The sequence below is a fragment of the Microbacterium aurugineum genome (genome assembly GCF_023101205.1).
Taxonomy (GTDB): domain Bacteria; phylum Actinomycetota; class Actinomycetes; order Actinomycetales; family Microbacteriaceae; genus Microbacterium; species Microbacterium aurugineum.
In genome coordinates, this window is sequence record NZ_CP078078.1 from 2,972,402 (window position 1) to 2,983,812 (window position 11,411).

Annotated in this window: 17 protein-coding genes; 2 read left to right on the plus strand and 15 right to left on the minus strand. The window is 67.2% G+C overall.

The genetic code is table 11. The features are described 5' to 3' along the window. Positions 1-52 precede the first annotated feature (52 nt). Both pip and ypfJ read right to left on the minus strand, forming a co-directional pair. Positions 53-1,036: a prolyl aminopeptidase gene (gene pip, locus KV397_RS14345; RefSeq protein WP_261811551.1), complete on the minus strand. Its 984-nt coding sequence runs from the start codon at positions 1,034-1,036 to the stop codon at positions 53-55. 70 nt (positions 1,037-1,106) lie between these two features. Then, positions 1,107-1,985 (minus strand): KPN_02809 family neutral zinc metallopeptidase, encoded by an 879-nt coding sequence (gene ypfJ / locus KV397_RS14350; RefSeq protein ID WP_047521340.1) that lies wholly within the window; start codon positions 1,983-1,985, stop codon positions 1,107-1,109. A 53-nt stretch (positions 1,986-2,038) separates the two neighbouring features. Between ypfJ and KV397_RS14355 the strand changes: the two genes are divergently transcribed. Together KV397_RS14355 and KV397_RS14360 are read left to right on the plus strand one after the other, a co-directional pair. After that, the gene (locus KV397_RS14355) at positions 2,039-3,028 is read left to right on the plus strand and encodes a malate dehydrogenase (RefSeq protein ID WP_047521342.1); all 990 of its coding nucleotides are present in this window, start codon (positions 2,039-2,041) and stop codon (positions 3,026-3,028) included. Between the two features lie 54 nt (positions 3,029-3,082). Beyond that, positions 3,083-3,550 carry a recombinase family protein gene (locus KV397_RS14360; protein WP_047521344.1) on the plus strand — a complete coding sequence of 156 codons (468 nt, stop codon included), beginning with the start codon at positions 3,083-3,085 and terminating at the stop codon, positions 3,548-3,550. 54 nt (positions 3,551-3,604) lie between these two features. Here KV397_RS14360 and KV397_RS14365 read toward each other — a convergent pair whose 3' ends face one another. The 13 genes from KV397_RS14365 to KV397_RS14425 all read right to left on the minus strand — a co-directional run bounded on the left by KV397_RS14365 (position 3,605) and on the right by KV397_RS14425 (position 11,408). Next, a complete protein-coding gene (locus KV397_RS14365) occupies positions 3,605-3,892 on the minus strand; it encodes a WXG100 family type VII secretion target (protein ID WP_028501988.1) in 288 nt (95 codons plus the stop codon). 146 nt (positions 3,893-4,038) lie between these two features. Next, positions 4,039-4,677: a hypothetical protein gene (locus KV397_RS14370; RefSeq protein ID WP_261811552.1), complete on the minus strand. Its 639-nt coding sequence runs from the start codon at positions 4,675-4,677 to the stop codon at positions 4,039-4,041. A 36-nt stretch (positions 4,678-4,713) separates the two neighbouring features. Further along, positions 4,714-5,313, minus strand: coding sequence for a hypothetical protein (locus KV397_RS14375; protein ID WP_261811553.1), 600 nt, complete (start codon positions 5,311-5,313; stop codon positions 4,714-4,716). Between the two features lies 1 nt (position 5,314). Further along, positions 5,315-6,631, minus strand: a complete 1,317-nt coding sequence (locus KV397_RS14380) for a putative T7SS-secreted protein (protein WP_261811554.1) — start codon at positions 6,629-6,631, stop codon at positions 5,315-5,317. A gap of 9 nt (positions 6,632-6,640) precedes the next feature. Then, on the minus strand, positions 6,641-6,997 hold the full coding sequence (locus KV397_RS14385; protein WP_131492988.1) for a hypothetical protein: 357 nt from the start codon (positions 6,995-6,997) through the stop codon (positions 6,641-6,643). 78 nt (positions 6,998-7,075) lie between these two features. After that, positions 7,076-7,576 (minus strand): hypothetical protein, encoded by a 501-nt coding sequence (locus tag KV397_RS14390; protein ID WP_131492989.1) that lies wholly within the window; start codon positions 7,574-7,576, stop codon positions 7,076-7,078. A gap of 134 nt (positions 7,577-7,710) precedes the next feature. Then, positions 7,711-7,998: a WXG100 family type VII secretion target gene (locus tag KV397_RS14395; RefSeq protein ID WP_028501988.1), complete on the minus strand. Its 288-nt coding sequence runs from the start codon at positions 7,996-7,998 to the stop codon at positions 7,711-7,713. A gap of 113 nt (positions 7,999-8,111) precedes the next feature. Beyond that, complete coding sequence (locus tag KV397_RS14400) at positions 8,112-8,672, minus strand: hypothetical protein (RefSeq protein ID WP_156118323.1); 561 nt, start codon at positions 8,670-8,672, stop codon at positions 8,112-8,114. Beyond that, positions 8,669-9,247, minus strand: a complete 579-nt coding sequence (locus KV397_RS14405) for a hypothetical protein (RefSeq protein ID WP_261811555.1) — start codon at positions 9,245-9,247, stop codon at positions 8,669-8,671. Before KV397_RS14405 ends, KV397_RS14400 begins: the two co-directional genes overlap by 4 nt. Next, positions 9,247-9,750 carry a hypothetical protein gene (locus KV397_RS14410; protein WP_047524667.1) on the minus strand — a complete coding sequence of 168 codons (504 nt, stop codon included), beginning with the start codon at positions 9,748-9,750 and terminating at the stop codon, positions 9,247-9,249. The genes KV397_RS14405 and KV397_RS14410 overlap by 1 nt, the downstream gene beginning before the upstream one ends. Positions 9,751-9,754: 4 nt before the next feature. Continuing rightward, positions 9,755-10,369, minus strand: coding sequence for a hypothetical protein (locus KV397_RS14415; RefSeq protein ID WP_261811556.1), 615 nt, complete (start codon positions 10,367-10,369; stop codon positions 9,755-9,757). Further along, positions 10,360-10,929, minus strand: coding sequence for a hypothetical protein (locus tag KV397_RS14420; protein WP_131492996.1), 570 nt, complete (start codon positions 10,927-10,929; stop codon positions 10,360-10,362). The genes KV397_RS14415 and KV397_RS14420 overlap by 10 nt, the downstream gene beginning before the upstream one ends. Beyond that, the gene (locus KV397_RS14425) at positions 10,926-11,408 is read right to left on the minus strand and encodes a hypothetical protein (protein WP_261811557.1); all 483 of its coding nucleotides are present in this window, start codon (positions 11,406-11,408) and stop codon (positions 10,926-10,928) included. The genes KV397_RS14420 and KV397_RS14425 overlap by 4 nt, the downstream gene beginning before the upstream one ends. Positions 11,409-11,411: the final 3 nt, after the last annotated feature.

Consider the following 11,411-nt stretch of genomic DNA (forward strand, 5'->3'; position numbering starts at 1 on the left):
TGGAATGAAGGAGCCGGTCGCGCATCCACTCCTTCGTTCCATGAGATCTCCTTCACGTCGTGCGGCTCGCACGAGCGAATCGGTCGGTCGCCGCGCGTAGCGCCTTCTGCGTGCCGGGCTCGGTCGCCGCATGACCGGCATCGTCGACCACGATGAACTCCGCCTCGGGCCACGCCCGGTGCAGATCCCACGCCGTCATCATCGGGGTCGCGACGTCGTGTCGACCCTGCACGATGACCGCGGGGATGTGGCGGATGGCGTCGACGCCGGCGATCAGCTGCCCCTCGTCCCACCACCCGCGATGGACGAAGAAGTGGTTCTCGATGCGGGCGAACGCGGTGGCCTTCTGCGGATCGGACAGGGCGGCGATCTGCGCGGGATCCGGTGTGAGCGTCACGGTCGCCGCCTCCCAGGTCGACCAGGCGATCGCGGCGGGCACGTGCACCGCCGGGTCGGGGTCGAAGAGTCGGCGGTGGTATGCCTCGATCAGGTGCGAGCGCTCCAGGATCGGGATCTGCGCGAGGAAGCTCTCCCAGAGGTCCGGGAAGAGGGCCGCTGCCCCGCCCTCGTAGAACCACTCGAGCTCCTCGCGACGCAGCGTGAAGATCCCGCGGAGCACGAGTTCGGTCACCGCAGACGGATGTGCCTGCGCATAGGCGAGTGCGAGGGCGCTCCCCCACGACCCGCCGAACACCTGCCACTTGTCGATGCCGAGGTTCTTGCGCAGCAGCTCGATGTCGGCGATCAGGTGGGCGGTGGTGATGTGACGGAAGTCCGCATCGGGAGCACTCGCGTGCGGTGTGCTGCGCCCGCACCCCCGCTGATCGAACAGCACGATGCGATAGGCCTCCGGGTCGAAGAACCGCCGCTGCCAGGGCGAGGTTCCACTGCCGGGGCCGCCGTGCAGGAAGACCACCGGTTTGCCGTCGGGGTTTCCGCTGACCTCCCAGTACACGCGGTGACCGTCTCCGACGAGCATCTCCCCCGTGTCGTACGGTTCGATCGGTGGATACAGTGCGTCTGTCTTCGTCATCATCGGCCCCCCAGCCGGTCGTGCAGTACTGCCTCTTCCACCGTAACGGACCTGCCTCGCGGGTGCCCCTTTGCTAGAGGTCACCTTCGGCGAGGGTGAACACCTGGCCGCAGGCGCCCAGCCCGTTCTGGTACCCCTCGGCGAACCAGCGCTGACGCTGATCACTGGAGCCGTGCGTCCAGCTCTCCGGGTTCACGAAACCGGACTGCGCCTGGATGTTGTCGTCGCCGACCGCTGCCGCCGCGTTCAGGGCGTCGACCCGTTGCGCCTCGGTGGTCGGCTTCAGGTACGGGACACCCTTGCTGTCGGTCTCCTCCGAGATCCGACCGATCCAGGCCCCGGCGTAGCAATCCGCCTGCAGTTCCATCCGCACCCCGTTGCTGCCCGGGCCCGTCCCGTTGTTCGGGTAGCGGTCCATGTCGCCCGTGATGTTCTGGATGTGGTGGCCCCACTCGTGCCCGACGATGTAGAGCTGCGCAAGGTCACCGGCCGACGCCCCGAACTGCTGCTGCATGAGCTGGAAGAACGTGGGGTCCACGTAGACCCCCTCCTCGGGCGGGCAGTAGAACGGTCCGACGGCATTGGACGCCGTACCGCACTGCGTGGGCGTGGAGCCGTCGACCACGATCATCTGCGGGGCGCGATACCCGTCGACGTTCTCCGCCCAGAAGTCATCGAGCGCGAGCTGCGCGCCGGCCATCCGGCAGTCGATGTCCGCGTTCGCATCCGCGCCGGTGTCGCAGTTCTCGATGACCGATCCCCCGACGGGCTCGCCGCTCCCGCTCGGCGCACCACCCCCGAGCAGCCCGGTCAGGTCGATGCCGAGGAGGGGGCCCGCGATGAGCGCGATGATGCCGAGCACGCCCACTCCCGCACCCCCGGCGATGGCTGCGGTGCGACCGCGTCGACGGGTCGTGTTGCCCGAGATGTCGGCGTCGGGATTGAAGGTCATGCGACGAGGGTACTCCGCGGGACGACCGGCGTGATCGGACGTATGCTCGGGGCATGACGACCACGATCACCCTCACCGGCGCCGGCGGCCAGATCGGCTACGCACTGCTGTTCCGCATCGCGGCGGGCGACCTGCTCGGACCGGACGAGAAGGTACGGCTCCGCCTGTTGGAGATCCCGCAGGGGCTCGGTGCCGCGGAGGGCGCCGCACTGGAGCTGCAGGACGGCGCGTTCGGCTTGCTCGAGCATGTCGAGGTGACGGATGACGCCGCGGTGGGCTTCGACGGGTGCGACCTCGCCCTGCTCGTGGGGGCCCGCCCCCGCGGGCCCGGGATGGAGCGCGCCGACCTGCTCGCCGCCAATGCCGGCATCTTCGGCCCGCAGGGCGCGGCCATCGCGGCGAACGCGGCGGCGGGTGTGCGCGTCACGGTGGTCGGGAACCCCGCCAACACCAACGCCCTGATCGCGGCCGCGTCGGCGGACGGCGTACCCGCCGAGCGCTTCACCGCCCTGACGCGCCTCGACGAGAACCGCGCGCGGGCCCAGCTCGCGCAGACCCTCGGCACCCCGGTGCACACCGTGCGCCGCGTGCCGATCTGGGGCAACCACTCGGCGACGCAGTTCCCCGACATCTCGCACGCCACGGTCGCCGGCCGTCCGGTGGCGCCGGCTCTGGAACAGATCGTCGGCGACGTGCCGGCATGGCTCGACGAAACGTTCATCCCGCGGGTGGCGAAGCGCGGAGCGGAGATCATCGCGGTGCGCGGTTCGTCGTCGGTGGCGTCGGCCGCGAACGCGACCATCGAGCACGTGCGCGACTGGGTCCGGGGCACCGACGACTGGACCTCGGCCGGCGTCGTCTCGCACGGCGAATACGGCGTCCCGGAGGGTCTCGTCTCGTCCTTCCCCGTGCGCTCCGTCGACGGTGAATGGCAGATCGTCGAAGGGCTGGAGCTGAGCGAGTGGGCACGCGCGCGGATCGACGCGTCCGTCGCAGAACTGCTCCAGGAGCGAGAGACGGTGCAAGCCCTCGGCCTGTTGTGAATCCGGTCGCCGCGGCGCCGTCCGACAGGGCAGAATGGATGCCGGAGGTGCGCGATGAGCGAGACGATCGATCCCATGAAGGCGACTGCCGTCGATGAGGCGCTGACGAGCCCGTTGCACCTGCCTCATGATGCCGCGGCGTGCCCGAAGTGCTTCACCGAGTTGCAGCAGAACCGCAACTTCTGGACCGCACGCCCTGACGGCTCGCGCCTGGTCGGTCTCGTCGTCGCTCGGGAGGGCATGCCGTCGGTCGTCAAGCAGCGCGAAGACCTCACCCGCTTCGGCGTGCCGATCGAGGGGTTCCGTCACCCGGCACCCGACATCCTGGAGAGCTGGAACGACCGTCTCGCGCGTCTGATCGCGACTCTGACACACGGCGATGTGTTGGTCGTCGTGAACATCAAGGCTCTCGGCCGCGACGCCGAAGAGGGCGCCCGCACCGTCGCCGAACTGCGCCGCCACGGGATCATCGTGAAGGTCCTGGGCCACGACGCTCGGCACCTCGCCGACGCCGCACGCTGACGACGAAGAGGGCCGACCACCTGGTCGACCCTCTCCGTGAAACCGCGCCGTTCGTCAGCTGCCGGCGAGCTGCTGATCCAGATCCTGGATCGCGCGCATCATCCCCAGCAGCGACTCCGACATGTCATTGATACCGTCGACCGCGGTCTTCAGACCCGTCGTCAACTCCGTGTACCCCTCACCGAACTTCCCCGACGCATGCTGCGTCTTGAAGTCCTCACCCAGAAGAGTGTCCACCTGACCCTTCAGCGTGTCCAACTGACCCTGAATGTCATCACGAGCCTGCGACAGCGACGACGCCACCTGCTCCATTTCTGCATAAGACGCACCGAAATCGGCCATCGTCCACACCTCCGCAAATCGAGAGAACCGGACCCCTCCGGCCCGAATACCACCACCCTACGCGGCACCCATAAACACCGTCGATGGGGACAACTCCCCATCACCGACCCGTCCCCCACCGGATGGCGGAACAAAGCCGCAGTCGCTCACCCCGAGCCCGGAACCGTCTCCGGCATTGCCTGCTCCCACGCAACGGTGGAGATCATCAGATCGCTGAGCAGTGTCATGCCCTGAATCGCTTCGTCGGAGATCCCGCCACCGTCTGGCGTGAGGATGGTCGTCGTGAACACCAGCGCGCGCGTGCGGTCGGTCTCCGGCACCGGCAGGGCGTACGTGATCGTTCGTCCGGTCACCTGTTCGAGCTCCGCGCCACGGGGCGCCTGGGCCGCCGGGCCCTCCCACCGCACGACATGCTTGGCATCCTCGAGGAAGCTCGCTCCACGCAGCCGGAACGCATCCGTGATCCAGGCGTCGAGATTGCGGCCACCCTCGCCATCGACCGCCGACGCCGTGATCGACATCGGCAGGAGTTCGTCGGCTTCGACATCCTCCTGCCGGTAGATCGCGAACACCTTCGCCCGCGTCATGCCCTGACGCACACGGGCCATCATCGCCCGATACTGCGCCTCGAGATCGGGGCGTCCGGCTTGGCGGAACAGCTCCGATGCACGCGCGAGGTCAGCCTTCTCGGTTGCCGTCGACGCAGCCCTTCGATGCCACCCCGGCGGCAGCGCGATTCGGAACGGGGGGATGCCGTACCGCAGCTCCACACGAAGATCGTTCATCTCCCCATCCTCACAGGAAAAGCCCCCGAGACGGCATCATGCGATGACGGCGTCGGGGAGCACGATGCCTTCGACGAGGGCCAGCAGCTCACCCTCGAGCTGGGCAAGCACCGGAAGCGTGGTGGCCATGACGTTGGCGGCGATGAGCACACCGTGCACGTGGAGCAGCAGATCCCACTGGGCGACCAGCAGTGCACTCGAGTCTTGAGCCTGCACTCCGGCGGTGCGGCGGATCAGAACTCCTGAGCCATGCGTATCCGACTCGATGGCGATCCCGTCGGGCGCGGTCGCTCCCGGATTCTCGGTCACACGCTGGACGATCTCCCTCGCCGAGTCCCCTTCGGCGTCGGTCACCACAAGGCTCACCAGCACATCGCTGTAGAACCCGGGCGGAGCGAACCACAGGCGCATCACGAACGGCTCGGCCATGCTCAGGAGTGCCTCGGCGGTCACCGTCAGACCCTGGCGGTCACCTTCGGTCAGCGGTGCCGACGCCGCGTAGTGCTCGAGAACCTCCCCGACCCACATCGGCCCGCGCTCCGGATCGGCGGCGAGCTCCTCCGCCGAGGGAAGGGGGATGAACAACGCGGCGTCGTAGTTCAGATCCCACCCGGATTCCGACAGTGACGTGCCCATCTCAGAACAGCCCATTGATGGCGCCCGCGGGCGAGAGGGCGCCGGAAGGGCGTCCTCCCGTCGCCGACACACCGCGGTCGATCCACTTGTACACATTGAAGACCTGCTCGAACGTCGTCGGTGCTCCGCCGACGACATTCTGCAGCGCCGTCGGCAACTGGCTGAACAGCTGGGTTCCCATGGCCTGCTTCGGCGCCGACCCGACAGCGTCCGTGAACGCGATCGTGAAGGAGCGCCCGGTACCGCCGACGAATCGGTCGAGCATCCCCTTCAACGAGAAAGGGCCGGTCATCTTGACGCCGGACACCCGACCGGCGAAAGCATCGAACTTCGGCAGCCAGTCGGCGCGCCATCCGCTGCGCGGGGCGAACTGGAGCCCCCGGAGGCCCTTGACCTGTTGGAACGGCTTCGCGATGCCCTTGCCGATCTCCCCGAGGAACTTCAGCTGTCCGCCCTTCTTGAACAGCAGGCCGAGCTTGCCGATGGGGAGGATACCCACCACCGACCACAACAGGTCGCCGATGCCTTTGCGCCCGTCGAACATGAGAGCGACCGTGACGAGCAGCGACGCGACGGCGACGATCACGGCAAGCGCGGCGATGAAAGGGCCGCCGATGATCAGGCCGAGGACAGCGAGACCGAGTCCGACCCAGCTGAGCACTTCAGCGACGACGGCGAGGACGCCGGCGATGTTCTCCCAGGTGGAGTCCTCGCCGATCTTGTTGGCATCCTCGAGGTCGCTCACGGCCGTCTCGTAGGCGCCCTCCCACGTCTCGAAGACGCCGTCGTAGGCGCGGAGGTTCTCGGCGTGCGTCTCCCTCGCCTGCGAGAGCGCGAGCGCCGCACTCGCAGCCGCCTGCTCGAGTCGGTCGCTCTGCTGCGCGCTCGCATCCTGCTCCTCGGGAGCGGGAGGGGCAGCGGCGACCTCGGTGCGGAAGCTGCTGAACGCACCCTGTGCATCCGAAGCATCACCTCGGGCCGACTGAACCGCACTCAAGGAGGTCTCGCAGTCCGAGACGATCGTGGCCATCTGCTGCTGCGCCGTCGACAGCGCGGTCGCGTAGCGACTGAGAACGGTCCCCGCCGGGCGATAGCGCTCGCCCGCCTCCTTGAGGTCCTTGTGCGAGTCGTCCACGACCTCGCGGATCTTGTCCATGGCATAGCCCTTGCCGCGGATGCTGCCATCGCCGATGCCGCGCAGTGTCGCCGCAGCGGACAACATGTCGTCAGCGAGATCGGAGATCTGCGTGGCTCTGGCGTCGATGTCGCCGGGGTTCCCGGCGATGACCTCGACCGTGCGCCCTCTGGTCGTCTGCATGTTGTTCTCCTAGACTGCCTGGGCAGCGCCGGGGCCCCGCCCCGCCGGCTGGCTCGACGGGGAAGACGGCTCCATCTGGCTCGCGAGGTCGACGTCGGCCTGCTGCGTCTCGTCGATCGTTCCCTGCACGCGCTCGCTCACCGTGCGGAGCTTGCTGAGGAGTTTGTCCCGGCTGTCGTTCCAGCTGCCCTCGAAGGAGTGGCAGCGGTCGCGCAGTCGCCCATCGCCGGCCGGCCGACCGACCGCTTCTTGGACATCTCCCTGTCGCGCGCTGGCCGACTCGAACTCGGTGATGATCGAAGTGATCTGCTGTGACATCTCCTGCAGCTCGCTCATCGGAAGCAGCATCCCGTCATTGCCCGCCATCAGTGGTCCTCCCTCGCCGGATTCGACGATAGCGGTCACCCGGCCGCTCAGGCGATGGGGAGAAGTCCCCACACTCGATCAGCGTCTTTTCTCCTGTGCGGTCTTGACGACGATCTGCATCGCATCGGCGCCCAAGGCCGTCAGCTGCGCCGCTCCGAGACCACGCTTCACGAAGCGCTTGGACTCCTTGCGGAACAACTCCCGGGGGTCACTGCCGAGCAGGGCGGCAGCCGCCTGCCAGCGGTCCAGAGAGACCCCGTCCAGCTCGCGGCGGTGGGCACGGCGGACCCGCGAAAGACGCCGGGCCGCCTGGCTCCGCTCGCGTGCGGCTTCGGCGAAGGGTTCATTCGAGCGCTTCTTGATCGCCGCCGCCTGGTTCTTCGCCGCGTCGCGGATGATCTCCGCCACCTCGACCGCGTAGCCCGGCAGGGGCCCGAGCACGCTCTTCTCCTCAGCGACCCAATCGGCCAGCGCGCGATCTCCACAGTCGAAGCAGAGCCTCGCAGGCGGCGTGCCGGTGGCGAGGTAGCCGCAGTCGCAACGGCGGCCCGAGATGCGGGACCTGTCCGTCTGATTCACTCGGCCACCTTATGGGATCGGAGGGGCTCACTGCCACTTGGCGGGCCGACATCTCACACGGGCCGCCGTCGGGCGGGTGACGACGAAGAGGGCCGACCACCTGGTCGACCCTCTCCGTGAAACCGTGCCGTTCGTCAGCTGCCGGCGAGCTGCTGATCCAGATCCTGGATCGCGCGCATCATCCCCAGCAGCGACTCCGACATGTCATTGATACCGTCGACCGCGGTCTTCAGACCCGTCGTCAACTCCGTGTACCCCTCACCGAACTTCCCCGACGCATGCTGCGTCTTGAAGTCCTCACCCAGAAGAGTGTCCACCTGACCCTTCAGCGTGTCCAACTGACCCTGAATGTCATCACGAGCCTGCGACAGCGACGACGCCACCTGCTCCATCTCTGCATAAGACGCACCGAAATCGGCCATCGTCCACACCTCCGCAAATCGAGAGAACCGGACCCCTCCGGCCCGAATAACACCACCCTACGCGGCAGCCACGAACACCGTCGATGGGGACAACTCCCCATCCAGGCGCACGATCAGTGCACCACTTCGATCGAGGTGAAGAGCGCCGAGATATCGTGCTGCGCCTCGTGGAGCGCACCGCCGTCATCGACGAACACATCGAGCATGAGCAGCATCCGCGCCGTCCGTCCGAGAAGGCGCCTCAGCGCGATGGTCGTGTCGTCGACCGGGACGAGCAGCACACAATCCAGGGCCGTGTCGAACGCGGTTCCCTCGACCTCGGTGATGTTCTGGACCATTCCTCCCGCGCCGAGGAAGACGAAGGAATCGAGGGGCTGCTCGTGGAGCGACTCGTCGAGTTCGACGGCCGTCAGATGCGCGACCACGACCGATCCGCCGATCGAGGGGAGCCACCAGAAACGCTCCCGCACGCCGGGAAGCGGCGGCTCGGCGCGCACGAGAGTGAGCGCGCTCTCGGCGATCGCCGTGCGGACGGCCGCAGGCGCGTCGGCAACTGCTCTGTCATCTGCGACCTCGGCGGCCCAGGAGACGTCATCGACGAAGTCTCCCCACGGGAACTCGAGCGGAAGTGTCAGCCAGGCGGCTTGGTCTGGCAGCACCCGGTAGCCGGTCACGCACGCCACCGGAACGTCTCGACGACCGTGTCGCTGAGCTCGATCAGACCCTGCACCAGATCAGGTGCCGTGTCGTCGAGCGTGGTGATGGAGGTCGAGACGATCATGCCGCGACGGTCACGCGGGTTCGGAAGCGCGATGCCGTAGTCGATCTGCCGCCCGATCACCTCCGCGAGCTCGTCTGTGCCGCGGCGCTCGCTCTCGGTCCGCAGAATCCGATCGATCGACGTGTCGAAAGCTTCGACGGCCCCCTTCGCCATGTCGCGGAACGCCGACTCGAAATCGGCTCCGGGACGAGCGACGTATTGGATCAGCGCGAACGACATCGGCAGAGGTGTCGAGTCGTCCCCCATCGCGTCCGGAAGGTAGACCGCACCGACACTCCGCGCCTGCATCTGCTTCCATTGCTGGCTGATCAGCATCCGCGCCTCGACATCGAGATCGGGGCGACCGAGCGCTCGAATCTGCGACGACATCCGCATGATCAGGGCTTTTCGCCCCTCATCATCGATGAAGTACCGTGTCCATCCCGGCGGGAACAGGATGCTGAATCCGCCGGGCTCGTCTTCGGCCATCAACTTTCCTGACCCGGGGTCCATATCGGGCGTCCTTCACGCTGACGAGCACGGTCATCTCGGACGGCGAGGATCAGCGCTGCGACCATCAGAACCACAGTGGCGGTCCCGTCGAGACCGGCCGCTACCCACCGCAGCGTAGCCTCGGTCGCCCCTTCCGAAGGGAGCATCCACGCGAACATCGCCGAGGACGCGGTGGCCGCACCCGTCGCCGCGAACGCTCCGCCCACTCGACCGGAATCGTTCACACGCGCCGTAGCGAGAACAGCGGCGGCCAGGATGAGACCGATGACGGACACGACGAGAGATAGCAGCCCTGGAAAAGAGAACAGGGGGTAGTCGATGGCAACGCCCCACATCGGCGCACGACCGGCGGCGATCTGTCCTCCGGTGAGAAGCAAAGACCCAACCAGATAGACGATCAGCGCCGCCGCCTGCATCATCCGCAGCAGGAGATACATCGTCGTGATCCGCTTGTGCACGGAGGCCCGAGGGGAGGTCATGGGGTCACGCGTCTGCCGCTGAGGGCGGTGCCGCACGGAACCGGAACGAACGGAAGATCTCCTCCAGCTCCGGCTGGACGGCCTCCAGACGCACCGGATCCTCGTCGAGATAGTCGATCAAGAAGAGGAGGCCGTCGCGCACACCGATCGAGCGGACCGCTCCGATCGTCATGACCGGCGACCCTTCCCTCGTCACGTCCTCGATCTCCGCGCTCACGGCGACGTTCACCGCGACGTCGAAGGCGGTTCCTTCGACGATGCTCCAGGTCTGCACGAACCCGCCGATGCCGAGCCGCGCGTACTGCAGCAGGTCTTCCGCCGTGGTCGCCCACGTCTCGTCGATGTACAGGTGGATGATGATCGGATAGCCGCCGACGTACTCCGTACGCCAGAAGCGCTCCTGCGCTCCGGGAATCGGCGGCGGCGCAGCCTGCAGCGTCAGCGCCTCCTGCGTCAGCGCGTCGGCGGTGGACTCCGCACCGGTCCCCGCGAGCAGGTCGGAGGCGAGCGTGGACGCCCACTCCTCGGCGGTGGCGAACTCGCTCCAGGGGAAGGTGAACGGGATCGGGATCCAGCGGCGCCCATCGAGGGCCATCTGGTACTGCAGTTCTACTGCCACCGGAAGGTCTCCAGGATCGAATCGGCGAGTTCGATAGCGGCATCCACGAGAAGGGTATCCGCATCGTCCGGATAGGGCAACGAGGCGGTGAAGACCAACCCACGACGGGAGTTCTCCTCCGGCAGCGCGAACCCGTACCCGACGGAGCGAACGGTGATCCCCTCGAGCTCACCCTCACCGGGCTTCGTCCACTCCCAGCGGAGAACTGGCCCGATCGCCGTGTCGAAGGTCACGATCTCGGCGGTCGTGAGCGTGTGGAGGCCGGCCGCGAAGGTGGAACCTGCGGGACCGATCTGCTGGCGGACGGCGATCGACAACGGGAGATGGGTCAGCCCTTCGACCTCCCGATCGGCGAGATAGATGCTGTGTGTCCGCGTCTGTTCCAGCCGACGCCACTGCGAGGTGGCCAGCATCCGCAGCCGCACGTCGAGCTCCGGTTGGCCCAGCTGCTTCATCCGCGAGGACACCTTGGCGATGTAGCGCTTGCGCCCGTCTTCATCGACGCGATACTGCGACCAGCCGGGGGGCATCATGATGCGGAAACCGCTGAGGGCGGTCATGCGCGAGCGCGTTCCCTGGAGCGGGCCGCCAGGATACCGAGCAACAGAACTGCGAGTGCCACGACGAAGAAGATCGCTGCGACCCATTGAGTTCCGATGAACGCGTCGCCCCAGCGCGTGGGGTTCTCCGGCACGACGCCCGCCAAAATCACGGACGAGACCGCGGACGCCGCGATCGGGCCGATCAGTCGCCGTACGCCCTCCTCGTTCGAGCGGCCGTTGGTCGCGGCTACGCCCACCGCCAGGAGAATCGACATTGCGCCGAGGATCACGAGAAGCGGCTTAGGCACCTCGAAGAGAGGATACGCAAAGACGACGCCCCACTTCGTGTCCATGGTCTCGCTGGCCTTACCCCCGGAGAAGATCAGCGAGCCGACGAGAAAAGCGACCAGTAGCGCGGGAGCCACTAGCACAACCACGCCCATCGACACGCGGAAAAACTTCGCGACCGCTGATCGTAGCGCATCTCTTCTTGCCACGTA